Here is a 25834-nt window from a genome sequence, read left to right on the forward strand (position 1 = left end):
GTGACGGAGATGGGCGTCGACGGCTTCCGCTTCGACCTGGCGGCGGCGCTGGCCCGCTCCATGCACGACGTCGACATGCTCTCGCCGTTCCTCGCGGTGATCGCGCAGGACCCGGTGCTGCGCCGGGTGAAGCTCATCGCCGAGCCGTGGGACGTGGGCTCGGGCGGCTACCAGGTGGGCGCCTTCCCGCCCCTGTGGACGGAGTGGAACGACCGCTACCGGGACGCCGTACGGGACTTCTGGCGCCACGCGCTGCCGGACGTGCGGGAGATGGGCTACCGGCTGTCCGGCTCCAGCGACCTGTACGCCTGGGGCGGGCGGCGGCCGTACGCCTCGGTCAACTTCGTCACCGCGCACGACGGTTTCACCCTGCGCGACCTGGTGTCGTACGACCGCAAGCACAACGAGGCCAACGGGGAGGGCAACCGCGACGGCACGGACGACAACCGGTCCTGGAACTGCGGCGCGGAGGGCGGGACGGACGACCCGGACGTGCGCGCCCTGCGGCGGCGGCAGCTGCGGAACCTGCTGACCACGCTGCTGCTGTCGACGGGCGTGCCGATGCTGGTGGCGGGCGACGAGATGGGCCGCACCCAGCGCGGCAACAACAACGCCTACTGCCAGGACAACGACATCGGCTGGGTGGACTGGAGCCTGCGCGACGACCCGGAGTGGCGGCCCCTGTTCGAGCTGACCTCGCGGCTGATCGCGCTGCGCCATGGGCACCCGGTGCTGCGCCGCCGCTCCTTCTTCTCCGGCCGGGCGCACTCCGCGGACGGGCTGCGCGACCTGGCCTGGTTCACCCCGCACGGCCGGGAGATGACCGAGGACGACTGGTACGCGCCGGCCGCCACGCTCGGCATGTACCTCTCCGGGCGGGACATTCCGGGGCGTGACGAGCAGGGCGCGCCGGTGCTCGACGACAGCTTCCTGGCGGTCCTGCACGCGGGCGCGGACCCCGTGGACTTCGTCCTGCCGGGGCCTCCGTGGGCCGAGCGGTACGAGGTGGTCGTCGACACGTCACGGGAGGAACAGGACCGCGCGCCGGGCGTGGTGCACCGGGCGGGGGCGCCGGTGACCGTGGCGGGGCGGTCGGTGGTGCTGCTGCGGGTGCTGCGCTGACGTCCGGCGTGCGCCGGTCCGTGGTCAGCGGTCCGCAGGACGCGGTCGGCCCAGGATGCCCCGGTCGTACGCCGTCGCCACCGCCGCGGCCCGGTCCTTGGCGCCCAGCTTGGCGAAGATGTGCGTCAGATGCGTCTTCACCGTGGCCTCGCTGATGAACAGCTCGCGGGCGATCTCCCGGTTGGAGGTGCCCTTGGCGACCAGCGCCAGCACCTCCCGCTCCCGCGCGGACAGCGGCTCCGTGTCCGGGGTGCGGGGCGCGCGGACGGCGGACACCAGCCGGGAGGCGACGGCCGGGGACAGCACGGAATGCCCCTCGGCCGCGGCGCGGACGGCCGCGAACAGCTCCTCGCGCGGGGCGTCCTTGAGCAGATAGCCGGTCGCGCCCGCCTCGATCGCGGGCAGCGTGTCGGAGTCGGTGTCGTACGTGGTGAGCACCAGCACCCGGGCGCGGGCGCCCCGGCGGGTCAGCTCCCGGATGGCCTCCACGCCGCCCGTGCCGGGCATGCGCAGGTCCATGAGGATCACGTCGGGGTCGAGCTCCTCCGCCCGCCGGAGCGCCGCCGCGCCGTCGGCCGCCTCGCCCAGCACGCGGAAGCCGGGCGCGGACTCGAACATGCCGCGCAGGCCGTCCCGGACGACCGGGTGGTCGTCGACGACCAGCAGGGTGATCACGGGCTCGGCGGCCTCGTCGGGCACGGTGTCACGGATCATGGCGGACCAACGGTACGCGAGCCGAGACCGCCGTGCCGCCGCCCGGCTCGGACTCGACCGTGAGGGACCCGGCGACGCGTTCGGCGCGGGCCCTCATGCCGTCGAGGCCGAAGCCGCCGGCGGAGGTGCGCGCGGGGACGGCGAGCGGGTCGAAGCCCCGCCCGTCGTCGCGGACGTCGAGGCTGACCTCGTCACCCATGTAGGAGAGGGTGACGCCGGCGCGGGAGGCCCCCGCGTGGCGCGCGGTGTTGGCAAGGGCCTCCTGGGCGATGCGCAGCAGCGTGGCCGCCATCTCGTCGTGCAGCTTCTCGACGGTCCCGGTGACGGTGAACCCGGCCTTCACCCCGTTGCGTTCGGCCCACTCGGCGACGGTCCTGCGCAGCGCGCCGGGCAGGCCGCCCTCGGCCAGGGCGACCGGGGCGAGGTTGTGCACGGAGCGGCGGGCCTCGCCGAGGCTCTCGCGGGCCAGGGTGAGGGCCCGTTCCAGACGGCCGCGTCCGGCGGCCGGGTCGGGGGTGTTCACGGCGACCTGGAGCTGGGCGATGATGCCGGTCAGGCCCTGGGCCAGGGTGTCGTGGATCTCGGCGGCGAGCCTGCGGCGCTCGTCGGCGACCCCGGCCTCCCGTGCCTGGACGAGCAGTTGGGAGTGCAGGGCGGCGTTCTCGTCGAGGGCCCGCTGCAACGCGGTGTTGGTGCGCTCGAGTTCGGCGATGGTGGCCAGGCGGGCCCGGCCGCGGTCCTCCTCCAGGTCGGCGAAGTGTCCGAAGAGCAGGACCAGGATGCCGTTGGCGGCCAGCAGGGCACCGAACAGCGTCCAGCCGAGCCCGTCGTGCGGCGGCAGTCCGCCGGACTGGGAGCCGGCCAAGGTCACGGCGGTGGCGCACAGGCCCGCCTTGCGCAGCGCACGCGGCAGCAGGCGCTCGGTGCTGAAGTAGCCGATGACGGCGTAGAAGGCGAACAGCGGGTTCAGCCAGGTCAGGGCGAAGCCGAGGGCCCAGCGCAGGACGTACTGCCGGATGCCCGCCGCGGACGGTCCGGGAGGCCGGGTGCGTGAGCGCACGCCCCACCACAGCTCCACGGCGACGGCCCCGGCGGTGAGGGCGCCGGCGGTCCGCCGTTCGCCGGTGCTCATGCCCAGGGCGTCGGCGCTCGCCCAGGCCAGCACGGCGCCCAGCACCAGCAGTCCGTAGGGGCCCCAGCGGTCGAACACCGCCCAGCGGTCCTCGAGTCGGGCCGATTCCGTCATCGCACCAGTGTCCGGCACCGCCGCCCTCACTCCCAGCGGAACCGGCGCACCGCGCCGGCCGTGAGCAGCACCGCCCAGCCGGCCGTCACCGCGAGGTGCGCCGCGCCCGGCCAGTGGCCCGCCGAGGCCGCGTCGAGCGCCCGGGCGGCCGCGCCGAACGGGGTCCAGCCGACGATGTCCGCCATCAGGTCGGGCATGGCCTCGACGGGGAGCCACACGCCCGCGGTGAACATGGCCGGGAACAGCGCGGCGGAGCCGGCCGCGGCGGCGATCTTCGCGGTGCGGGCGAGGGCGCTGAGCAGCGCGCCGAAGGCGAGGGAGGCGGCCAGGGCGAGCAGCAGCGCCAGGAGGTGGCCGAACGGCTGCTTCGGCAGGGCGACCCCGAAGGCGAGCCGTCCTACGGCGAGGGTGAGCAGCGCGGAGACGAGGGAGGCGGCTCCGAGCACCGTCATCTGCGCGGCGAGCAGGGCGGAGGGGCGGACCGGTGTGGTGGACATGCGGCGCAGGATGCCGGTCTCGCGGTAGCCGGTGAGGGTGGGCGGCATGCCCTGGAGTCCGCCGATGATCAGCCCGAGGAGGAGGGTGACCGGCACGTAGGCGTCGACGGGGCGCAGTCCGCCGATGGCGGGGTCGGCCTCCCGGAAGGAGGGGATGGAGCCGAGGACCGCCAGCAGCAGGGTCGGGAACAGCATGATCCAGAAGATGCCGGCGGGGTCGCGCCGGAAGAGACGGAACTCGGTGCGCAGCACCGCCGTGTCGACGAGTCCGGTGCTCATGCGGGGCTCTCCGTGAGGTCCAGGAAGGCGTCGTCCAGGGTGGCGTCGGTGACGCGAAGCTGGTGGGCGGTGACGCGGGAGCGGGCGAGGAGGGTGAGGACGGCGTTCACGGTGTCGTCGGTGCCGGACAGGGTGATCCGGCCGTCCTTGCGGGTGACCGAGGCGAGCCCGGGCAGCGCGTTGACGTCGGCGTCGTCGAGCGGGGCGGACGGGGTGAAGCTGATGACGGTGGCCCCGGCCGAGCGGCGGACGAGTCCCGCCGGGGTGTCGAGGGCGGCGACGCGTCCCTGGTCGATGACGGCGATGCGGTCGCAGAGGCGCTGGGCCTCCTCCATGAAGTGGGTGACGAGGAGGACGGTGACGCCGCCGGCGCGGACGTCCTCGATGAGTTCCCAGGTGTCGCGCCGGGCGCGCGGGTCGAGCCCTGTGGTCAGCTCGTCCAGCACCACGATCCTCGGGTTGCCGATCAGGGCCAGCGCGATGAACAGGCGCTGCTTCTGGCCGCCGGACAGCTTCGCGAACCGGGTGGCCAGCTTCGGGGTGAGGCCGAGCCGTTCGGCGAGGGGCCGCCAGTCGGCGGGGCGGGTGTGGAAGGAGGCGTAGAGCTCCAGGGCCTCGCGGACGGTCAGCTTGGGCTGGAGTTCGCTCTGCTGGAGCTGCGCGCCGAGGACGCGGGTGACCTCGTCGTGGTCGGTGACGGGGTCGAGCCCGGCGACCCGGACCCGGCCGGCGTCGGGGACGCGGAGGCCTTCCACGCACTCCACGGTGGTGGTCTTGCCGGCGCCGTTGGGGCCGAGGACCCCGAAGATCTCGCCCTCGTCGACGGAGAAGGACACCCCGTCGACGGCGGTCCTGCCCCCGTAGGCCTTGCGCAGGTCGATGACGTCGATGACGGACATGCTGGTCAGTGTCGGGGTGGACGGGGCGCGCGGACATCGGCCGTCGCGCTCGGCCTCGCATCGTCCGATCGGCCGATGGAGTGGTACGACTCCCGGGCCGTACAAGGGCGTTCGTCCAGGTACGGGTGGTCCGGGGCGGCGGTCGTAGGACTCGCGGACGAGGCGGACCGGGCCGGAATTCGGTGGGCAGCGTCAGTGGCGAACCGTACTCTCACTGCTGATGCCCACTACACCTTCTCCCGGGGAACCCCGCTCCACCGTGCGGACGCTGCTGCGGCTGTGGCCGTACGTGCGTCCCGTGCGGGCGCGCCTGTTCACCGCCGCGTTCATCGCCGTCCTGGCGTCCTGCATCGGGCTGGTCATCCCGCTGGTGCTCAAGTGGATGGTCGACGGCCCGATCGCCGACCGGGACCCGGCGGGAGTGTGGCTCGGCGCGCTGTACCTGCTGCTGCTCGGGCTCGCCGAGGCGCTGCTGTTCGGGTTCCGGCGCTGGCTGGTGGCGCGGCCGCTGTCGCACGTCGAGGCGGAGATGCGGGCCGACCTGTACCGGCATCTGCAGCGGCTGCCGATCGCCTTCCACGACCGCTGGGCCTCGGGCCAGCTGCTGTCCCGGGCCACCACGGACCTCGGGCTGCTGCGGATGTTCCTCGCGTTCCCGCTGACCTTCCTGCTGGTCAACGGGGTGACGATCCTGGTCGGCGTGATCATCATGCTGGTCCAGGACTGGACGCTGGGGCTGGTCATCCTGGTGCCGGCGGTGCCCGTGCTGATCACCTGCGTGGTGTTCGAGAAGCAGTACTCGCGGGCGGCGCGGCAGGCGCAGGACCAGGTGGGCGATCTGACGACCGTGGTCGAGGAGAGCGTGCTCGGCATCCGGATCATCAAGGGGTTCGGCCGGCACCGCAGCCAGGCGCGGGCGTTCCGGGAGCTGTCGGGGAAGCTGCGGGGCACCGAACTGCACAAGGCGCGGCTGCTGGCCACGATCCTCGGCATCATCGTGACCCTGCCCGAACTGGCCATCGGGGCCGCTCTGGTGCTGGGCGCCGTGCAGGTGGCGGACGGCGAGCTGTCGGCGGGCACCCTGGTGGCGTTCCTGTCGACGGCGCTGGCGCTGCGCTGGCCGGTGGACTCCATCGGCTTCCTGCTGGCGATGAGCCAGGAGGCGGCGACGGCCACCGAGCGGTACTTCGAGGTGATGGACTCCGAGCCGGAGCCGGGCGCCACGGCGTCCCCGGCGAAGGACGGCGGCTTCCGGGAGGGCGGGCTGCGGTTCGAGAACGTCACCTTCCGCTACCCGGACGCGCCCGAGGGCTCCCCGCCCGTGCTGGACCGCGTCGACCTGCACATCCGGCCCGGCGAGTCGCTGGCGCTGGTCGGGGCGACCGGCAGCGGCAAGACCACGCTGACCGCGCTGGTGCCCCGGCTCCACGAGGTCACCGAGGGGCGCATCACCCTCGACGGGCGGGACATCGGGGACATGTCCCGGGAGGAGCTGCGCTCCCGGGTCGCCGTCGCCTTCGAGGAGCCCACGCTGTTCTCCGCGACCGTCGGCGAGAACGTCCTGATGGGCGGCGGCAGCGACGAGGAGGACCTGGACCGCGCCCTGGCCGTCGCCCAGGCCGACTTCGCGCACGCCCTGCCGCAGGGCACCGCCACCCAGGTCGGCGAGCAGGGCCTGAGCCTGTCCGGCGGGCAGCGGCAGCGGCTCGCACTGGCCCGCGCGGTCGTGGGGCGCCCCGACTTCCTGGTGCTGGACGATCCGCTGTCCGCGCTGGACGTGCACACCGAGGCCGCGGTCGAGGCCGCGCTGCGCCGGGTGCTCGCCGACACCACGGCGCTGATCGTGGCGCACCGCCCGTCCACCGTGCTGCTCGCCGACCGGGTGGCGCTGCTGTCCGGCGGACGGATCACGGCGGTCGGCACCCATCACGAACTGCTGCGCGGCAATGCCGAGTACGCGCACCTCATGTCGGGCGACCCGGCGGAGGAACGGGAGGAGCACCGATGACGGCGGCCACGACCGCACCGGTCCGCGACGAGGACGACGACCGGTCGCCGGAGCAGAGCGGCGGCGACCCCTTCGACCGGGACGTGCTGCCCACTCCCCCGGGCGCCACCGGGGCGCTGCTGCGTTCCCTGCTCGCGCCGATGCGCGGCCGGGTCGCGGTCGTCGTGCTGTTCCTGCTGCTCGGGCAGGCCGCCGTGCAGGCGGGCCCGCTGCTGGTGGCGTACGCGATCGACCACGCGGTGCCCGCGTTCCGCGACAGCGACCACGGGCCGCTGTTCGCGGTGGCGGTGGGCTATCTGCTGTGCGCGTCGGCGGCCGGGGTGCTGCAGTACGCGTTCATCACCGCTTCGGCGCGGGTCAGCCAGGACGTGCTGCTGGATCTGCGCGGCCGGATCTTCCGGCACGCGCAGGCGCTGAGCGTGGACTTCCACGAGCGCTACACCTCCGGCCGGCTGATCTCCCGCTCCACCACCGACGTCGAGGCGCTGCGGGAGCTGCTGGAGGAGGGCCTGCAGGAACTGGTGATGACCATCCTGTCCGCCGTGTACATCTCGGTGCTGCTGCTCTGGCTGGACCTGGGGCTGGGCGCGGTGGCGGTGGCGTCGTTCGTGCCGCTGTACCTGCTGGTGCGGTCCTACCAGCGGCGGGCGCAGCGGGTGTACCGGAAGCGGTCGACGGCGATCGCCGCGGTGATCGTGAAGTTCGTCGAGACGATGAACGGCATCCGCCCGGTGCGCGCCTTCCGCCGCGAGGCGGCCAACGACGCGGACTTCGCGGTGCTGAACCGGCGGCACGAGAAGACCAACGGCGACGCGCTCCTGGAGATGGCCCGGTACGTCGTCGGCTCCCGGATCACCGCCAACACCACGGTCGCGCTGATCGTGCTGTGGGGCGCCTACCGGGTGGCCGGCGACACGCTGGCGCTCGGTGTGCTGGCGGCGGCCGTGCTGTATCTGCGGCGGCTGTACGACCCGATCGACCGGCTCGGCATGTTCCTCAACTCCTACCAGTCGGCGGCGGCCTCGCTGGAGAAGATCGCCGGGCTGCTGGCGCAGACCCCGTCCGTGCCGGAGCCGGCGGCGCCCCGTGAGCTGCCGGAGCGGCGCTCGGGACTGCCCGGGCGGGAGGTGGTCTTCGACGACGTGCGGTTCGCGTACCGCACCGGCGGCGAGGTGCTGCCCCGCTTCGGCCTCACCCTGCCGGCCGGGCAGACCGTCGCGGTCGTCGGCTCCACGGGCGCCGGCAAGTCGACGCTGGCGAAGCTGCTCGCCCGGTTCTACGACCCCAGCGACGGACGGGTGCTGCTCGACGGGGTGGACCTCCGCGATGTGACGGGTCGGGATCTGCGGCGCGAGGTGGTGATGGTGACGCAGGAGGCGTTCCTGTTCTCCGGGACGATCGCCGAGAACATCGCGATCGGCCGTCCGGAGGCCACCCGCGAGGAGATCGAGCAGGCGGCCAGGGAGATCGGCGCGCACGACTTCATCGCCGCGCTGCCCGACGGCTACGACACCGACGTCCGCAAGCGCGGCGGCCGTATCTCGGCGGGCCAGCGGCAGTTGGTGGCGTTCGCGCGGGCGCTTCTCGCGGACCCGGCGGTGCTGATCCTCGACGAGGCGACCAGCTCGCTGGACATCCCCGGCGAGCGGGCGGTGCAGCGGGCGATGGCGACGGTGCTGAAGGGCCGTACGGCGGTGGTCATCGCGCACCGGCTGTCCACCGTGGAGATCGCGGACCGGGTGCTGGTGATGGAGCACGGGCGGATCGTGGAGGACGGCACCCCGGACGAACTCATCGGCGGCACCGGCCGGTTCGCGGATCTGCACCGGGCCTGGCGGGACAGCCTCGCCTGACTGCCGCCGCCGTCGCGGGCCCGCTCCCGGGGGCGCGCCGGGGGACCGACCGAGAGGAGCACACCCATGACGGAGGCGACGCCGCTGCTGCTCGCGCGGCTGCACGCGGCCGGGCTCATGGACGTCGGCGCGGTCGAGCCGGCCGCCGGGGGTCTCGCCGCGACCGCCGGGCTGGCCCGCCGCGCGGACGGCACCGAGCTGTTCGTGAAGGCGTTCGGCGAGCCGCCGGCGGACGACGCCTTCGCGGCGGAGGCGGAGGGGCTGGCCGTGCTGCGCGAGGCGGGCGGTGTCGTCACGCCGGACGTGGTGCTCGCGGAGCGGGACCTGCTCGTGCTGTCGGTGCTGCGTCCCCGGCCGGACACGAAGGCGTTCTGGGAGGAGTGCGCGCACGCGTTCGCCCGGCTGCACACCACCACGCGTCACGACCGGTTCGGCTGGCACCGGGACAACTGGCTGGGCCGCCGCCGTCAGGTCAACACCTGGACCGACGACGGGTTCGAGTTCTTCGCCCGGCACCGGCTGCTGCGCTGGCTGGAGGAGCCCCGGGTACGCGAGGCGCTGGACGCCGCCGACCGCCGGGCGCTGGAGCGGCTGTGCGACCGGCTGCCCGAGCTGCTGCCGGAGCGGCCCGCCTGTCTGACGCACGGGGACCTGTGGGCGCAGAACGTGATGGCCGCGTCCGACGGCCGGCCCGCGCTGATCGACCCGGCCGTGTCGTACACCTGGGCCGAGGTGGACCTCGCCCACTTGTGGACGACCGCGCCGCCGCCCGAGGCGCGGGTGTTCTTCGAGCGGTACGCGGAGCTGACCGGTCTCGACGCCGGCTGGCGCGAGCGGATGCCGGTTCTCCAGCTGCGGCAGCACCTGGCGGTGATCGCCCAGTTCGAGCCGGACTGGGGCGCCGCCGAGCACGTACGGGCCACGCTCGCGCCGTTCCGGACGCGGCCGTGAGACGACCGACGAGACACGCCGGCCGCCCGGCCGCGGGGGGAGGACAGCGCACGTGATCGACGCCTACGGGGATCCCGGCACGCCCGACGGGCGCGGCGGGGCCCGCTATCTGTGGTGGCTGGTGCGCAGGCAGCCGGGGCGCTGCGCGGCGGGGGCGGTGTACGGCAGCGTGTGGATGGTGCTGCTGGCGTCCACGCCGTACCTGATGTCCCGGGCGGTGGACGACGGCCTGGCGAGGGGCGACCTGACGGCGCTGGCCGGCTGGGCCGCCGTCCTGGTCGGGGTGACCGCCTGCAACGCCTGGCTGAGCATGATGCGGCACCGCACGATGACGAAGGTGCGGATGGACGCCAACTTCCGCACGGTGAAGGTGGTCGTCGGGCACACCGTGCGGCTGGGCGCGGCGCTGGACCGGCGGGCGGCGGCCGGGGAGGTCGTCACGATCGGCGTCGGCGACGTGCAGGTGATCGCCCAGTCGCTCACCGCCGTGGGGCCGGGGTTCGGCGCGGTGGTGGCGTACGCGGCGGTGGCGGGGCTGCTGCTGACGGTGTCTCCGCTGCTGGCCGTGGTGGTGCTGCTGGGGGTGCCGGTGATCGGGCTCGTGATGGGGCCGCTGGCCGGGCGGCTGCAGGGCGCGGAGACGGAGTACCGGGAGCGGCAGGGCGTGCTGACCGCGCGGATCGGGGATCTCGCGGGCGGGCTGCGGGTGCTGAGCGGGCTCGGCGGGAAGGGGCTGGTCGCGGACGCGTTCCGCCGCGACTCGGGGCGGCTGCGGGAGCAGGGGTACCGGGTGGGGGCGGTGACCAGCTGGATGCAGGCGCTGGCCGCGGGTCTGCCGACGCTGTTCCTCGCGGTGGTGACGTGGATCGCGGCACGGCAGGCCGCGCAGGGAACCATCACCGTCGGCGAACTGGTGGCGGTGTACGGGTACGTGACCGTCCTGGTGTGGCCGGTGATGTTCCTGATCGAGTGCGGCTACTACCTCAGCCGGGGCGTGGTCGCGGCCGGGCGGGTGGCGGCCCTGCTGCGGATCCAGCCGCCGCCGGACGCGGCCACCGCCGAACCGCCGGCCGAGCCGTCCACGCTGGAGGACCCGGAGTCCGGGGTGCGGGTCCTGCCGGGCCGGCTGACCGCGCTGGTGTGCGCCCGGCCCGCCGACGCGGCGGCCGTGGTGGACCGGCTGGGCCGGTACACGCCGTCCGGCGTCACCTGGGGCGGGGTACGGCTGGACGAGGTCGCGCTCGCCCGGGTGCGGGAGCGGATCCTGGTCGCCGAGCCGGAGGCCGCGCTGTTCGCGGGCCCGCTGCGGGAGATTGTCGCGGGCCGGGGCGGGGCGTCCGACGCGGAGGTGCTGGGCGCGCTGCGGGCGGCGGCCGCCGACGACGTGGTGCGCGGACTGCCGGACGGCCTCGACTCGGTGGTGTCCGCGCAGGGCCGCAGCCTGTCGGGCGGTCAGCGGCAGCGGGTCCGGCTGGCGCGGGCGTTGCTCGCCGGCCCGGAGGTGCTGCTGGCGGTGGAGCCGACGTCGGCGCTGGACGCGCACACCGAGGCCCTGGTCGCCGACCGGCTGCGCGCGGCGCGGGAGGGCCGTACGACGGTGGTGGTCACCACGTCACCGCTGGTCCTGGACCGGGCAGACCGGGTGCTGTTCCTGGCCGACGGCAAGGTCGCGGCGAGCGGCGCGCACCGTGAACTGCTGGACGGGGAGCCGGAGTACCGGCGGCTGGTGGCAAGGGAAGTGGAGCAGGGTGTGGCGGAACCGACGGGTGTACGCGCGTCGGACGTCGTGCCGGGCACTCCCGAGGAGGTGGCCCGATGAGCGGGGAGCGGCTGCCCGTGGCGGAACCGGCCGATGTGCGGCGGGCCGCCGGGGAGTTGGTGCGGGCCGACGGGCGGGCCTTCGCGGGCGTGCTGGCGCTGAACGGCGCCGCCGCCCTGGCCGGTCTGGCCGGGCCGTGGCTGCTCGGGCGGATCGTCGACGAGGTGCGGGCGGGCGCCGGCACCTCGGTCGTGGACCGGCTGGCCCCGGTCATCCTGGCGTGCGCGGTGGCGCAGCTGCTGCTGTCCCGCTGGGCGCGGTACGTGGGGCACCGGTTCGGCGAGCGGACGCTGGCCCGCGTCCGGGAGCGGTTCGTGGACCGGGTGCTGGCGCTGCCGTCCGCCGTGGTGGAGCGGGCCGGCACCGGTGATCTGACGACGCGGGGCACGGCGGACGTGACCGCCGTGGGCACCACGCTGCGGGACGCCGGTCCCTCGCTGCTGGTCAACCTGGTGCAGTCGCTGTTCGTGATGGTCGCGATCCTGGTCGTGGACCCGCTGCTGGGCGCGCTGGGGCTGCTGTGCCTCACCCCGATCTGGCTGGTGCTGCGCTGGTACCTGCGGCGGGCCCGGGACGCGTATCTCGCCGAGGGCGCGGCCAACTCGGACGTGGCGGAGGTCGTCGCGTCGACGGCGGCGGGCGCCCGCACGGTGGAGGCGTTCCGGATGGAGGAGCGGCGGATCCGGGCGAGCCGGGAGGCGCTGGAGACGTCCCGCCGCACCCGTATGCGCACGCTGTTCCTGCGCTCGGTGTTCCTCCCGGTGATCGAGCTGACGTACATGGTGCCGGTGGCGGGGGTGCTGCTGTGCGGCGGATGGCTGCACGCGCGGGACGCGGTGAGCCTGGGCGCGGTGGTGGCCACCTCGCTGTACCTGCTGCAGCTGAGCGGTCCGCTGGACGAGGTGCTGATGCGCCTGGAGCAACTCCAGTCCAGCGGCGCCTCGTTCGCGCGGGTGGAGGGGCTGGCGCGGGCGCCGCGCGCGGCCGGGCGCAGCGACGCCCCGGACCCGGCGGACGACCGCATCGACGTGACCGGGGTGCGCTACGCGTACGACGGGGGCGGCGAGGTGCTGCGCGGGGTGGACCTGACGCTGACGCCGGGCGAACGGCTCGCGGTGGTGGGTCCTTCGGGCGCGGGCAAGACCACGCTGAGCCGGCTGCTGGCGGGGGTGGACGCGCCCGTCGCCGGGAGCGTGACCGTGGGCGGGGTGCCGGTGGCGTCGCTGGACCCGGAGCGGCTGCGCCGACAGGTGGTGCTGGTGACCCAGGAGCACCATGTCTTCCTGGGGTCGGTCCGGGACAACCTGCGGATCGCCGCACCGGACGCCGGGGACGAGGAACTGTGGGCGGCGCTGGCGGTGGTGGGCGCGGACGGCTGGGTACGGGAGCTGCCGCGCGGCCTGGACACCGAGCTGGGCGAGGGCGGCCACCCCACCGACGGCCCCCAGGCGCAGCAACTCGCCCTGGCGCGCGTGGTGCTGGCCGACCCGCACACGCTGGTCCTCGACGAGGCGACGGCCCTGCTCGACCCGGCGACCGCCCGCCACGCGGAGCGCGCGCTGGCCGCCGTCCTCGAGGGCCGCACGGTCGTCGCCGTCGCCCACCGCCTGCACACCGCGCACGACGCGGACCGGGTGGCGGTCATGGAGGACGGCCGCCTCTCCGAACTGGGCACGCACGACGCATTGGTGGCGGCGGACGGGGTGTACGCGGCGCTGTGGAGGTCGTGGCACGGGGACGGGCGGGGGCACGACAGGGCGTAGGGCTCGGCGCACGGGTGTGGCACTCGACGCCCCACGTCCTTCCCGCGGCCGTCCGCATAACGGGCGCCCCCTCCCGGACACCGAACGGAAACCGGCCAAATTCCTGACGCGCTCCTGACAGAAACCGCGATCCCCTGCCACTCTTCCCACGGCCGCTTCACAGCAACCCCACAGCCTCGGCTGCCCGTTGTGCGGCGGCCACTGCTCAGGCACAGCACTTCCGTTCTGCCCGGCCGGCTGACCCGCCGGCCGGTCTCCCCAGGCCGCGCACCCCGCGGCCCCGCAGAAGGAGTCAGCGTTGAGAAGCAGGACGTCCCATAGACGCACCCCCCGTACCGCGCAGCGCCGCGTCGCCGCCGTCGCCCTGGCCGGCGTGGCCGCGCTGATCGCCACGGCCGTGCAGTCCGGCGCCGCCACCGCCGCCCCCGACACGCGGCCCCGGACCGCGAGCGCCGCCGCGCCCGGCTCGGAGTCGGTCAGGCTCACCCCCGCCCAGCGTGCCGCGCTGATGCGCCAGGCGGACTCCGTCAAGGCCGGGACCGCGAAGGACATCGGTCTGGGCGCCAAGGAGAAGCTCGTCGTCCGTGACGTCCTCAAGGACCGCGACGGCACCGTGCACGTGCGCTACGAGCGCACCTACGACGGCCTGCCCGTCCTCGGCGGCGACCTGATCGTGCAGGGTGACACCGCCGGCGAGGCGGACAAGGTCGTGAAGGCGACGCGGAAGCCGGTGAAGCCCGCGACCACCGCCGCGAAGGTGCCGGCGGCGAAGGCCGAGGCGCAGGCCCTGTCCACCGCGAAGGCCGAGAAGGCCGAGGGCGCGGACGTCGACCGGGCCCCGCGCAAGGTGATCTGGGCGGCGAGCGGCACGCCGGTCGTGGCGTACGAGACGGTCGTGGGCGGTCTCCAGCACGACGGCACCCCGCAGGAGCTGCACGTCGTCACCGACGCCACCACCGGCGAGAAGCTGTACGAGTGGCAGGCCGTGCAGAACGGCACCGGCCACACCGTCTACAGCGGCACCGTCGACCTGACGACCACCCAGTCGGGCTCGACGTACAACCTCACCGACGGCGCGCGCGGCGGGCACAGGACGTACAACCTGAACCGGGGCACCTCCGGCACCGGGACGCTGTTCTCCGGCTCCGACGACGTCTGGGGCAACGGCAGCCCCTCCAACCTGGAGTCGGCCGCCGCCGACGCCCACTACGGGGCGGCGCTGACCTGGGACTACTACAAGAACGTGCACGGCCGCAGCGGCATCCGCGGGGACGGCGTCGGCGCCTACTCCCGCGTGCACTACGGCAACAACTACGTCAACGCCTTCTGGTCGGACAGCTGCTTCTGCATGACCTACGGCGACGGCTCCGGCAACGTCAATCCGCTCACGTCGATCGACGTGGCCGCGCACGAGATGACCCACGGCCTCACCTCGAACACCGCGGGCCTGATCTACAGCGGCGAGTCCGGCGGCCTCAACGAGGCGACCAGCGACATCTTCGGCTCCACCGTCGAGTTCTACGCCAACAACTCCTCCGACGTCGGTGACTACCTCATCGGCGAGGAGATCGACATCAACGGCGACGGCACGCCGCTGCGTTACATGGACAAGCCGAGCAAGGACGGCCGCTCCAAGGACTCCTGGTACTCCGGCATCGGCTCGATCGACGTGCACTACTCGTCCGGCGTGGCGAACCACTTCTTCTACCTGCTGAGCGAGGGCAGCGGTACGAAGACCATCAACGGCGTCACCTACGACTCCCCCACCTCCGACGGCCTGCCGGTCACCGGCATCGGCCGCGCCAAGGCGGAGAAGATCTGGTTCCGCGCGCTCACCACGAAGTTCACCTCGACCACGAACTACGCGGCGGCCCGTACCGGCACGCTCGCGGCGACCGGTGAGCTGTACGGCACGGACAGCGCCGAGTACAAGGCGGTCCAGGACGCCTGGGCGGCCGTCAACGTCGGCACCCGTTCCGGCGGTCCCGGGGGCGGCGGCACCACCTTCGAGTCGACCGCCGACGTGGCGATCCCGGACGCCGGCGCCGCGGTGACCTCCTCGATCACCGTCACCGGCCGCACCGGCAACGCGCCGAGCAACCTCCAGGTCGCGGTGGACATCGTGCACACCTGGAGCGGTGACCTGGTCGTCGACCTGGTCGCCCCGGACGGCACCTCGTACCGGCTGCGCAACCGCACCGGCGGTTCCTCGGACAACATCAACGAGACGTACACGGTCAACGCCTCGTCGGAGACGGCCAACGGCACCTGGCAGCTGCGGGTGCAGGATGCGGCCCGCTACGACACCGGCTACATCAACGGCTGGAGCCTGACCTTCCCGTAGACGGGCCCCGTCCCACGGCCCCTTCGCGGCGCCGTTCCGGGTGGTTCACACCGCCCGGGGCGGCGCCACTTTTTGCCGATCCCATACGCGCCGCGGGTTGCGCCTTTGCCGAGGTCACGCGGGTTCACACGCACGCAACACACGGCCGGACAGCGGTTTTCGGCCAACATCATCAGACCCTCATGACATGTACGCGACGCAGATGTCACTCTTCCCTCGCTCGGTGCACCACCCGGACGGCCCCCAACCGTCCGGCACCCCCACTCACCCCCCAAGGAGCTTCGAGTGACTCCCCTCTACGCGCGTCGCCGCCGTACGGCCCTCGCCGCCGCCACCGCCGTCGTGGCCGGCGCCCTGCTCACCACCGGCCTGGCCACCGGCACCGCGACCGCCGACTCCGCCCCCGCCGGCAAGCCGGTCCTGGGCGGCGCCCCCGTGCTGCTCTCCGCCTCCGCGCGCACCTCCCTCATCCAGGAGCAGCAGGCCACGGCCTCCGAGACGGCCGACGCGATAGGCCTCGGCGCCAAGGAGAAGCTGATCGTCAAGGACGTCGTCAAGGACGTCGACGGCACGGTCCACACCCGCTACGAGCGCACCTACGCCGGGCTGCCCGTCCTCGGCGGCGACCTGGTCGTGCACGAGCCGGCGGGCGGCGCCAGAACCGTCACCAAGGCCGTGAGGACCTCCGTCGCGGTCGCCTCCGTGACGCCGAAGGTCGCCGCGGGCAAGGCCGAGGCGCAGGCGCTCGCCGCCGCCGAGAAGGCCGGCTCGGAGCGCACCGGCGCCGACTCCGCGCCCCGCAAGGTGATCTGGGCCGCCGGGGGCACGCCCGTCCTCGCCTACGAGACCGTCGTCGGCGGCCTCCAGGAGGACGGCACCCCGAACGAGCTGCACGTCGTCACCGACGCCACCACCGGCGAGAAGCTGCACGAGTGGCAGGCCGTGCACACCGGCACCGGCAAGAGCCTCTACTCCGGCACGGTCACCCTCGGCACCTACAAGTCCGGTTCGACGTACCAGCTGTACGACACCTCGCGCGGCGGTCACAAGACGTACAACCTGGCGCGCGGCACCTCCGGCACCGGCACGCTGTTCACCGACGCGGACGACACCTGGGGCACCGGCGCCGCCTCCAGCTCCTCCAGCGACCAGACGGCGGCCGTGGACGCGGCCTACGGGGCCCAGGTCACCTGGGACTTCTACAAGAACACCTTCGGCCGCAGCGGCATCCGCAACGACGGCAAGGCCGCGTACTCCCGCGTCCACTACGGCAGCAACTACGTCAACGCCTTCTGGCAGGACAGCTGCTTCTGCATGACCTACGGCGACGGCTCGGGCAACACCCACCCGCTGACCTCGCTGGACGTCGCCGGCCACGAGATGAGCCACGGCGTCACCTCCGTCACCGCGGGCCTCAACTACAGCGGCGAGTCCGGCGGCCTCAACGAGGCGACCAGCGACATCTTCGGCACGGGCGCGGAGTTCTACGCGGCGAACTCCACCGACCAGGGTGACTACCTCATCGGCGAGAAGATCAACATCAACGGGGACGGCACGCCGCTGCGGTACATGGACAAGCCGAGCAAGGACGGCGCGTCCAAGGACTACTGGTCCTCCAGCCTCGGCTCGGTCGACGTGCACTACTCCTCGGGCCCGGCGAACCACTTCTTCTTCCTGCTCGCCGAGGGCAGCGGCGCGAGGACGATCAACGGCGTGAGCTACAACTCGCCGACGTACGACGGCTCCACCGTCACCGGCATCGGCCGCGCCAAGGCGCTGCAGATCTGGTACAAGGCGCTGACCACGTACTTCACGTCGACGACCAACTACAAGGCGGCCCGTACGGGCACCCTGAACGCGGCGTCCGCGCTGTACGGCGCGAGCAGCGCGGAGTACAAGGCGGTCGACGCGGCCTGGAAGGCGGTCAACGTCAGCTGAGGCTGACTCTTCCCGGTGCTGTGCGGCACCCGGAGCGTTCGGCTCCGGGTGCCGCCGGTGTGTTCGGGGGCACCGCCTAGGCTTGGGTCCCATGTCTGCGGCGGACTTCACCTACGACCACGTCGGCGCGAGCCGGGATCCCGACTACTGCCCTCCGGGGTTCCATCATCTGAGGGAGCGGACGCGGCTCGGCGAGGGGGAGCAGGTGTTCCGCCAGGCGGTGGACGCGCTGTTCGGATTTGAGATGCACCGGGAGATGGGCGTCGGCATCGACGCCTCGGCGGAGCGGGCGGCGGTGGACGTCGACGTCACCGTCAGCCTGGCGGGGCTGGTGAAGGCGCCGTGCCGGGTGGTGTGGGCGGCGGAGGAGTACCGCGAGGCGGGGTGGGCGTACGGGACGCTGTCCGGGCATCCGGAAAGCGGTGAGGAGGCGTTCGTGGTGCACCGGACCGGGGACGGGACGGTGTGGCTCACGGTCTCGGCGTTCAGCCGCCCGGCGAGCTGGTACGCGCGGGCTGGTGGCCCGGCCACCCGATCCCTCCAGCACGCGTACGCCCGCCGGGCGGGCAAGACACTGCGGCGCCTGGCGACGCGGGGCGTGCAGGACGCGTAGCCGCAGCCTGGGGGGGACCCCCGCCGCCTGCGGGCAGTCGTGCCGCTTGGGGCGGCACGGGTGGGCGCAGGCGGCACCTCGTCAGCGCCGAGCCGCGCAACGCCCCCCACGGCCACCGGGGTGCCGGGTACTGTGCATCGCCGGGTGCGGCCCGGCGGGGGCCGGTCGCGCAGTTCCCCGCGCCCCTTCGGGGCGCCCCCCGTCTGCGCCCGAGGTGCGCGACACCCCCCGACGGCCACCACGGTGCCGGGCACCGTCGTATGCCGGGTGCAGCCCGGCGGGGGCCGGTCGCGCAGTTCCCCGCGCCCCTTCGGGGCGCCCCCCGCCTGCGCCCGAGGTGCGCGACACCCCCCGACGGCCACCACGGTGCCGGGCACCGTCGTATGCCGGGTGCAGCCCCGCGGGGGCTGATCGCGCAGTTCCCCGCGCCCCTTCGGGGCGTCCACTCACCGCATCAATAAGCCCGCCGCCTCCGCGACGTCCTCCGGTGGCACCGCCACCAACCCCAGCTCCGCCCCGGACGCCAACAGCCGGTGACTCGGCAGCACCCGCACCGTGTAGCCGAACGGCCCCGTCCGGTCGAGGGACAGCGGGCCCTCGTAGACCCACTCACCCCCCGCCCCGGGCGACCCCACCGGCTTCAACGGGACGGTAGCCGCATCCGTGATGCGATCCTCCTCGTCCACCCGCCCCGCGACGGCCTGCACCTCCACGTCCTCCGGCCGCAGGCTGCCCAGCCCCACCCGCACCCGGAGGGCCAGCGTGCTGCCCAGTTCCGCGGTGGCGGAGGCGACGGAGGTCTCGACGTGGTCGACGGTGACCCCGTGCCACGCCCCCCGCACCACCGCCTTCCACTCGGCGAGCTCCCGCGCGGCGTCCGCGTTCATCGCCCGGTGGGCGTGCGCGGCCGGCGTGTACAGCCGCTCCACGTACTCCCGCACCATGCGCCCGGCCAGCACCTTCGGCCCGAGCAGGCTCAGCGTCCGCCGGACCATCTCGATCCACCGGTCCGGCAGCCCGCTGCGCCCCCGCTCGTAGAAGGTGCGGGTGACGCGCTGCTCCAGCAGGTCGTACAGCGCCGCGGCCTCTATGTCGTCGCGCCGGTCCGGGTCGGTCCCGGCGCCGTCCGCCGTGGGGATGGACCAGCCGAAGTCGGGCTGGAACCACTCGTCCCACCAGCCGTCCAGGACGGACAGGTTGAGCCCGCCGTTGAGCGCGGCCTTCATGCCGCTGGTGCCGCACGCCTCCAGCGGCCGCAGCGGGTTGTTCAGCCAGATGTCGCAGCCGGGGTACAGCTTCTGCGCCATCGCCATGCCGTAGTCGGGCAGGAACACGATCCGGTGCCGCACCCGCGGGTCGTCGGTGAAGCGGACCAGCTCCTGGATGAGCCGCTTGCCGCCGTCGTCCGCCGGGTGCGCCTTGCCCGCGACCACGATCTGCACCGGCCGGTCGGGATGCAGCAGCAGGTCCATCAGCCGGTCCCGGTCGCGCAACATCAGCGTCAGCCGCTTGTACGACGGGACGCGCCGGGCGAAGCCGATGGTGAGGACGTCCGGGTCGAGGACGCCGTCGATCCAGCCCAGTTCGGCGGTCCCGGCGCCGCGCTGCCGCCAGGAGGCCCGCAGCCGCTCCCGCACCTCCAGCACCAGCAGCTCGCGCAGCGACCGGCGCAGCTCCCAGATGTCCTGGTCGGGGATGTCGGCGACGGAGTCCCAGCGGTCGGAGTCGCCGATGCTGAGCGCCTCCTCCGCGCGCTGGGTGCCGATCTGCCGGGCGCCGAGCCGGTACACCTCGGGGGCGACCCAGGTGGGCGCGTGCACCCCGTTGGTGACGGAGGTGATGGGCACCTCCTCGGGGTCGAACCCGGGCCACAGTCCGGCGAACATCTCCCGGCTGACCTGGCCGTGGAGGAGGGAGACGCCGTTGGCCCGCTGGGCGAGGCGCAGGCCCATCACGGCCATGTTGAACAGGTTGGGTTCGCCGCCCGGGTAGGTCTCCATGCCGAGCCGCAGGATGCGGTCGACCTCCAGGTTCGGCAGCTCGGCGTGCGGGCCGAAGTGCCGGGCGACCAGTTCCCGGTCGAAGCGGTCGATGCCGGCCGGCACGGGGGTGTGCGTGGTGAACACGGTCCCGGCGCGGACCGCCTCCAGGGCGGCGTCGAAGTCGAGCCCCTCGGCGCGCAGTTCCGCCATCCGCTCCAGGCCGAGGAACCCGGCGTGCCCCTCGTTGGTGTGGAACACCTCGGGCGCCGCGTGCCCGGTGAGCCCGCAGTACGTGCGGACGGCGCGGACACCTCCTATGCCGAGGAGCATCTCCTGGAGGAGCCGGTGCTCGCTGCCGCCGCCGTAGAGCCGGTCGGTCACCCCGCGCTCGATGAGGTCGTTCTCCTCGATGTCGGAGTCGAGCAGGAGCAGCGGGATCCTGCCCACCTGGGCGATCCAGATGCGGGCGCGCAGGGAGCGGTCGCCGGGCAGGGCGAGGGTGATCTGGGCGGGGGTGCCGTCGGACTCCTTGAGCTGGTCGAGGGGCAGCTCGTGCGGGTCGAGGACGGGGTAGTGCTCCTGCTGCCAGCCGTCCCGGGACAGGGACTGGCGGAAGTAGCCGTGCCGGTAGAGCAGGCCGACGCCGATCAGCGGGGCGCCGAGGTCGCTTGCGGCCTTGAGGTGGTCGCCGGCGAGGATGCCGAGCCCGCCGGAGTACTGCGGCAGGGCGGCGGTGATGCCGAACTCGGGGGAGAAGTAGGCGACGGCGGCGGGCAGCCGGCCGCTCTGCCGCTGGTACCAGCGGTCGCCGGTCATGTAGGTGTCCAGGTCGTCCGCGACCGCAGCGAGGCGGTCGAGGAAGTCGCGGTCGCCGGCCAGCTCGGAGAGCCGCTCGGTCGGCACGCTGCCCAGCAGACGCATGGGGTCGCCGCCGGCCGCGGCCCAGCGTTCGGGGTCGACGGAGCGGAACAGGTCACGGGTGCCGGCGTGCCAGGACCAGCGCAGATTGCGGGCCAGATCGCTCAGCGGCCGGAGGGGTTCGGGGAGCACGGGTCGGACGGTGAATCGACGGATAGCCTTCACAAGCCACCTCGGCGCGTTCGTGAGAGACGCGGTGTGCGTCCGGGTATCGCAGCCGACAGTACCGGCGCGGACACCGTCCGCGGGGGAAGCCGGGGGACACGGGTACCTCGCCTGCCCTGTCCAAACGATTCACCGCACAGTGGACATGGCCGATTCCGGCCCCATGTGCGGTCTTGTCGTACTTCACCCCGCGCGTCGCGCCGCCGCTCCGCGAGGCGCGTCCTGCCGTGCGGACCGGGCCGGTCGCCGGGCAGGGCAAGAAACCGGCCGTTTCCGCCGGCCGACGCGCTCCCACCCAGGTCACCTCCGGTGTTCGGGCCCCGCGCACCCCTTCCGTCCCGCGTGTCCCACCGGTCACGTACCGCCGTCGGCGCACGGCGCGGGCGTGTCGCCGTGCGCCGGACGGGCGACGGCCGGGGCGGGCGGGGAAGCCGCTGGTCACCGGGCGGTGCGGGCGTCGCACCCACGGCGCGTGACCCCGTACTCGGTGGCGCCCGCGTGCGCCGGGCGGCCATGCGCGCTCCCAAGCACCCGCCACCGGTGGGAACGCACCCAGCACGGGCGTGCTCCGGACCCGACGGGCGCCCGGAGGGCCCGGCCGGTCTTGTGTGTCGACATACGCGTGAGTAGTTAACAAAGGGCCGGATTGCCCACCCGAACGGTGTGGGAAGGCTCCTGCGGGTACACCCCACTGAGACCCCGCAGGACCCACCTCCCCACAGTCATCCGCCCACCCTCGTTGACGCGGACAGGAGCGGTCATGCCCGCCAAGCACCACTCGTCATCCCCCTCGCCGTCGGGCGCCAAGGCGTCCGGCGCCAAGGCGTCCGCCCGCCCCGACACCGCGCCGGCGCGCGGGCGCCCCTCCCGCACGAAACCCGCCCCGTCCGGCACGAGCGCGCCCGCGTCACCCGCGCCCCCCGAGACCTCCGTGGGACGCATCCCCGTGCTGGACGTCCGGCCGCTGGTGCGGCAGGGGCGCCGGCCCGCGAAGGCGGTGGTGGGCGAGTCGTTCCAGGTGACGGCGACGGTGTTCCGGGAGGGGCACGACGCGGTGGCGGCCAACGTGATGCTGCGCGATCCGCAGGGAAATCCGGGTCCGTTCACGCCGATGCGGGAGCTGGCGCCCGGCACCGACCGGTGGGGCGCGACCGTCACCCCGACGGCCACGGGCCTGTGGACGTACACCGTGGAGGGGTGGGGCGACCCGGTCACCACCTGGCGGCACCACGCGCAGATCAAGATCCCGGCGGGCATCGACACCGAGGTGGTGCTGGAGGAGGGCGCCCGGCTCCACGAGCGGGCGGCGGATCAGGTGCCCGGGTCCGGCGACCGGAAGGTGCTGCGCGCGGCCGTGGAGGCTCTGCGCGACACGGAACGCCCGGCGGCGGCCCGGCTGGCGGAGGCGCTGACGCCGGAGGTGGACGCGGTGCTGGCGAAGCATCCGCTGCGGGAGCTGGTCACCAGCAGCGAGCCGCTCCCCCTGCTCGTCGAGCGCGAACGCGCCCTGTACGGCTCCTGGTACGAGTTCTTCCCCCGCTCGGAGGGCACGCCCGAGCAGCCGCACGGCACCTTCGACACCGCCGCGCGCCGGCTCCCGGCGATCGCGGCGATGGGCTTCGACGTGGTCTACCTGCCGCCCATCCACCCGATCGGCACGACCTTCCGCAAGGGCCCGAACAACTCCCTGGACGCGGGTCCGGACGACGTGGGCGTGCCGTGGGCGATCGGCTCCCCCGAGGGCGGCCACGACGCCGTGCACCCGCGGCTGGGCACGCTGGAGGACTTCAGGCGGTTCGTGGCCCGCGCCCGTGACCTGGGCATGGAGGTCGCCCTCGACTTCGCCCTCCAGTGCTCGCCGGACCACCCCTGGGTGCACAAGCACCCGGAGTGGTTCCACCACCGCCCCGACGGCTCCATCGCGTATGCGGAGAACCCGCCGAAGAAGTACCAGGACATCTACCCCATCGCCTTCGACGCCGACATGGACGGCCTGGTCGCCGAGACCTGCCGGATCCTGCGGCACTGGATGGACACCGGCGTGCGGATCTTCCGCGTCGACAACCCGCACACCAAGCCCGTCGTGTTCTGGGAACGCGTCATCGCCGACATCAACGGCACCGACCCGGACGTCATCTTCCTGGCGGAGGCCTTCACCCGCCCGGCGATGATGCACACCCTCGCCCAGATCGGCTTCCAGCAGTCCTACACGTACTTCACCTGGCGCAACACCAAGCAGGAGCTGACGGAGTACCTCACCGAACTGACGGGGGAGGCCGCCTCCTACATGCGGCCCAACTTCTTCGCCAACACCCCCGACATCCTGCACGCCTACCTCCAGCACGGCGGCCGGCCCGCCTTCGAGGTCCGCGCCGTCCTCGCCGCCACCCTCTCCCCCACGTGGGGCATCTACAGCGGCTACGAACTGTGCGAGAACACCCCGCTGCGCGAGGGCGGCGAGGAATACCTCGACAGCGAGAAGTACCAGCTCAAACCCCGCGACTGGGAAGCCGCCGAACGCGAGGGCCGCACCATCACCCCCCTCGTCACCCGCCTCAACACCATCCGCCGCGAGAACCCGGCCCTGCGGCAGCTGCGCGACCTCCACTTCCACCAGGCGGACAAGGAGGAGGTCATCGCCTACTCGAAGCGGCGGGACGGCAACACGGTGCTCGTGGTCGCCAATCTAGATCCCCGGCACACCCAGGAGGCGACGGTCTCGTTGGACATGCCGCAACTCGGCCTGGACTGGCACGAGTCGGTGCCGGTGCGCGACGAGCTCACCGGCGAGACCTATCAATGGGGCAGTGCCAACTATGTGCGTCTCGGTCCGGGCGGGGCACATGTACTCGTCGTCGGCGGGCGGTCCGGTGACGGGCCTCCCGGGACGCACAGCACGGTTCTGCGACCGTCCACCCCGCAGATCGGAGGGTCATCCGCCACATGAGCGTCAACGAACCCGTCCCGGACACCTTCGAAGACACCCCCGCCAAGGACCGGGACCCCGACTGGTTCAAACGCGCCGTCTTCTACGAGGTCCTCGTCCGCTCCTTCCAGGACAGCAACGGGGACGGCATCGGTGACCTGAAGGGTCTGACCGCCAAGCTGGACTATCTGCAGTGGCTCGGCGTCGACTGCCTGTGGCTGCCGCCGTTCTTCAAGTCGCCGCTCAGGGACGGCGGTTACGACGTCGCCGACTACACCGCCGTGCTTCCCGAGTTCGGCGACCTCGCCGACTTCGTGGAGTTCGTCGACTCCGCCCATCAGCGCGGCATGCGCGTGATCATCGACTTCGTCATGAACCACACCAGCGACCAGCACCCGTGGTTCCAGGAGTCCAGGCGCGACCCCGACGGTCCGTACGGCGACTACTACGTGTGGGCCGACGACGACAAGCAGTTCCAGGACGCCCGGATCATCTTCGTCGACACCGAGGCCTCCAACTGGACGTACGACCCCGTACGCAAGCAGTACTACTGGCACCGCTTCTTCTCGCACCAGCCGGACCTGAACTACGAGAACCCGGCCGTGCAGGAGGAGATGATCTCCGCGCTGAAGTTCTGGCTCGACCTCGGCATCGACGGGTTCCGGCTGGACGCGGTGCCGTACCTGTACCAGCGGGAGGGCACCAACTGCGAGAACCTGCCGGAGACGCACGCGTTCCTGAAGCGGGTCCGCAAGGAGATCGACACCCAGTACCCGGACACCGTGCTCCTCGCCGAGGCCAACCAGTGGCCCGAGGACGTCGTCGACTACTTCGGCGACTACGCCGCCGGCGGCGACGAATGCCACATGGCGTTCCACTTCCCGGTGATGCCCCGCATCTTCATGGCGGTGCGCCGCGAGTCGCGCTACCCGGTCTCCGAGATCCTCGCCAAGACCCCCGCCATCCCGTCGGGCTGTCAGTGGGGCATCTTCCTGCGCAACCACGACGAGCTGACCCTGGAGATGGTCACCGACGAGGAACGCGACTACATGTGGGCCGAGTACGCGAAGGACCCCCGCATGCGCGCCAACATCGGCATCCGCAGGCGCCTCGCCCCCCTCCTCGACAACGACCGCAACCAGATCGAGTTGTTCAACGCGTTGCTGCTGTCCCTGCCGGGCTCGCCGATCATCTACTACGGCGACGAGATCGGCATGGGCGACAACATCTGGCTCGGTGACCGCGACGCCGTCCGCACGCCGATGCAGTGGACCCCGGACCGCAACGCGGGCTTCTCGTCCTCGGACCCGGGCCGCCTCTACCTGCCCACGATCATGGACCCCGTCTACGGCTACCAGGTCACCAACGTCGAAGCGTCCATGGCCTCGCCGTCGTCGCTGCTCCACTGGACCCGGCGCATGATCGAGATCCGCAAGCAGAACCCGGCGTTCGGCCTCGGCTCCTACACCGAGCTTCCCTCCTCCAACCCCGCCGTCCTCGCCTTCCTCCGCGAGTACGAGGACGACCTGGTTCTCTGCGTCAACAACTTCTCCCGTTTCGCGCAGCCCACGGAACTGGATCTCAGCGCCTTCGAGGGGCGGCACCCGGTGGAGCTGTTCGGCGGGGTGCGGTTCCCGGCCGTCGGCGAGCTGCCGTACCTGATGACGCTCGGGGGGCACGGCTTCTACTGGTTCCGGCTCCGGAAGGACGCCGCGTAGAACCCGGGGCGGGGCGGTTTCTCCCGCTCCGCCCGGGGCACGCATGAGTAACACCCCGCCCACCGGCGGCGCCCCGTGG

General features: G+C 73.1%; 15 protein-coding genes and 1 pseudogene. 11 read left to right on the forward strand and 5 right to left on the reverse strand.

Translation table 11 applies throughout. The features are described from left to right. Nucleotides 1-1122, forward strand: a pseudogene (locus ACQY0Z_RS00005) (glycogen debranching protein GlgX); the annotation flags it as partial. A gap of 24 nt (nt 1123-1146) precedes the next feature. On the opposite strand, the gene ACQY0Z_RS00010 reads toward ACQY0Z_RS00005, so the two are convergent. Genes ACQY0Z_RS00010 through ACQY0Z_RS00025 form a run of 4 tightly spaced genes read right to left on the reverse strand, consistent with a single transcriptional unit; the run spans nt 1147 to nt 4757 of the window. Continuing rightward, on the reverse strand, nt 1147-1836 hold the full coding sequence (locus ACQY0Z_RS00010; protein WP_439811641.1) for a response regulator: 690 nt from the start codon (nt 1834-1836) through the stop codon (nt 1147-1149). Further along, a complete protein-coding gene (locus tag ACQY0Z_RS00015; RefSeq protein WP_439811642.1) occupies nt 1826-3082 on the reverse strand; it encodes a sensor histidine kinase in 1257 nt (418 codons plus the stop codon). The genes ACQY0Z_RS00010 and ACQY0Z_RS00015 overlap by 11 nt, the downstream gene beginning before the upstream one ends. A 26-nt stretch (nt 3083-3108) precedes the next feature. Continuing rightward, nucleotides 3109-3858 carry an ABC transporter permease gene (locus tag ACQY0Z_RS00020; protein WP_439811643.1) on the reverse strand — a complete coding sequence of 250 codons (750 nt, stop codon included), beginning with the start codon at nt 3856-3858 and terminating at the stop codon, nt 3109-3111. Continuing rightward, nucleotides 3855-4757, reverse strand: coding sequence for an ATP-binding cassette domain-containing protein (locus tag ACQY0Z_RS00025; RefSeq protein ID WP_439811644.1), 903 nt, complete (start codon nt 4755-4757; stop codon nt 3855-3857). Before ACQY0Z_RS00025 ends, ACQY0Z_RS00020 begins: the two co-directional genes overlap by 4 nt. Before the next feature lie 220 nt (nt 4758-4977). Here ACQY0Z_RS00025 and ACQY0Z_RS00030 point away from each other — a divergent pair, with 220 nt between their 5' ends. From ACQY0Z_RS00030 to ACQY0Z_RS00065, 8 genes are all read left to right on the forward strand, one after another. Further along, complete coding sequence (locus ACQY0Z_RS00030; RefSeq protein WP_439811645.1) at nt 4978-6765, forward strand: ABC transporter ATP-binding protein; 1788 nt, start codon at nt 4978-4980, stop codon at nt 6763-6765. After that, complete coding sequence (locus tag ACQY0Z_RS00035) at nt 6762-8618, forward strand: ABC transporter ATP-binding protein (RefSeq protein ID WP_189904439.1); 1857 nt, start codon at nt 6762-6764, stop codon at nt 8616-8618. Before ACQY0Z_RS00030 ends, ACQY0Z_RS00035 begins: the two co-directional genes overlap by 4 nt. 66 nt (nt 8619-8684) lie before the next feature. Next, entirely contained in the window at nt 8685-9569 is an 885-nt protein-coding gene (locus ACQY0Z_RS00040) for a fructosamine kinase family protein (protein ID WP_189904437.1), read from the forward strand. A 52-nt stretch (nt 9570-9621) separates the two neighbouring features. Further along, nucleotides 9622-11388 carry an ABC transporter ATP-binding protein gene (locus ACQY0Z_RS00045; protein WP_254586525.1) on the forward strand — a complete coding sequence of 589 codons (1767 nt, stop codon included), beginning with the start codon at nt 9622-9624 and terminating at the stop codon, nt 11386-11388. Further along, nucleotides 11385-13151 (forward strand): ABC transporter ATP-binding protein, encoded by a 1767-nt coding sequence (locus tag ACQY0Z_RS00050; protein ID WP_381731428.1) that lies wholly within the window; start codon nt 11385-11387, stop codon nt 13149-13151. Before ACQY0Z_RS00045 ends, ACQY0Z_RS00050 begins: the two co-directional genes overlap by 4 nt. A gap of 298 nt (nt 13152-13449) precedes the next feature. Next, nucleotides 13450-15495, forward strand: a complete 2046-nt coding sequence (locus ACQY0Z_RS00055) for a M4 family metallopeptidase (RefSeq protein ID WP_254586526.1) — start codon at nt 13450-13452, stop codon at nt 15493-15495. Nucleotides 15496-15780: 285 nt separating this feature from the next. Beyond that, nucleotides 15781-17433, forward strand: coding sequence for a M4 family metallopeptidase (locus tag ACQY0Z_RS00060; RefSeq protein ID WP_254586527.1), 1653 nt, complete (start codon nt 15781-15783; stop codon nt 17431-17433). A 91-nt stretch (nt 17434-17524) separates the two neighbouring features. After that, complete coding sequence (locus ACQY0Z_RS00065) at nt 17525-18046, forward strand: DUF1990 domain-containing protein (protein WP_189904427.1); 522 nt, start codon at nt 17525-17527, stop codon at nt 18044-18046. Between the two features lie 446 nt (nt 18047-18492). On the opposite strand, the gene ACQY0Z_RS00070 is transcribed toward ACQY0Z_RS00065, so the two are convergent. After that, nucleotides 18493-21111 carry a glycosyltransferase family 1 protein gene (locus tag ACQY0Z_RS00070; protein ID WP_254586528.1) on the reverse strand — a complete coding sequence of 873 codons (2619 nt, stop codon included), beginning with the start codon at nt 21109-21111 and terminating at the stop codon, nt 18493-18495. A 760-nt stretch (nt 21112-21871) separates the two neighbouring features. Here ACQY0Z_RS00070 and ACQY0Z_RS00075 point away from each other — a divergent pair. After that, on the forward strand, nt 21872-24058 hold the full coding sequence (locus ACQY0Z_RS00075) for an alpha-1,4-glucan--maltose-1-phosphate maltosyltransferase (RefSeq protein WP_439811646.1): 2187 nt from the start codon (nt 21872-21874) through the stop codon (nt 24056-24058). Next, entirely contained in the window at nt 24055-25755 is a 1701-nt protein-coding gene (treS, locus tag ACQY0Z_RS00080; RefSeq protein ID WP_189904593.1) for a maltose alpha-D-glucosyltransferase, read from the forward strand. Before ACQY0Z_RS00075 ends, treS begins: the two co-directional genes overlap by 4 nt. Nucleotides 25756-25834 lie beyond the last annotated feature (79 nt).

Source organism: Streptomyces sp. P9-2, assembly GCF_051903975.1.
In the GTDB taxonomy this organism is placed as follows: Bacteria; Actinomycetota; Actinomycetes; order Streptomycetales; family Streptomycetaceae; genus Streptomyces; species Streptomyces cellulosae.

Bases quoted from the DNA above. Each gene is read 5' to 3' on its own strand.
- ACQY0Z_RS00035 (WP_189904439.1), top strand. From the start codon at position 6,762: ATGACGGCGGCCACGACCGCACCGGTCCGCGACGAGGACGACGACCGG.
- ACQY0Z_RS00025 (WP_439811644.1), bottom strand. From the start codon at position 4,757: ATGTCCGTCATCGACGTCATCGACCTGCGCAAGGCCTACGGGGGCAGG.
- ACQY0Z_RS00030 (WP_439811645.1), top strand. From the start codon at position 4,978: ATGCCCACTACACCTTCTCCCGGGGAACCCCGCTCCACCGTGCGGACG.
- ACQY0Z_RS00010 (WP_439811641.1), bottom strand. From the start codon at position 1,836: ATGATCCGTGACACCGTGCCCGACGAGGCCGCCGAGCCCGTGATCACC.
- ACQY0Z_RS00065 (WP_189904427.1), top strand. From the start codon at position 17,525: ATGTCTGCGGCGGACTTCACCTACGACCACGTCGGCGCGAGCCGGGAT.
- ACQY0Z_RS00075 (WP_439811646.1), top strand. From the start codon at position 21,872: ATGCCCGCCAAGCACCACTCGTCATCCCCCTCGCCGTCGGGCGCCAAG.
- ACQY0Z_RS00040 (WP_189904437.1), top strand. From the start codon at position 8,685: ATGACGGAGGCGACGCCGCTGCTGCTCGCGCGGCTGCACGCGGCCGGG.
- ACQY0Z_RS00020 (WP_439811643.1), bottom strand. From the start codon at position 3,858: ATGAGCACCGGACTCGTCGACACGGCGGTGCTGCGCACCGAGTTCCGT.
- treS (WP_189904593.1), top strand. From the start codon at position 24,055: ATGAGCGTCAACGAACCCGTCCCGGACACCTTCGAAGACACCCCCGCC.
- ACQY0Z_RS00050 (WP_381731428.1), top strand. From the start codon at position 11,385: ATGAGCGGGGAGCGGCTGCCCGTGGCGGAACCGGCCGATGTGCGGCGG.
- ACQY0Z_RS00015 (WP_439811642.1), bottom strand. From the start codon at position 3,082: ATGACGGAATCGGCCCGACTCGAGGACCGCTGGGCGGTGTTCGACCGC.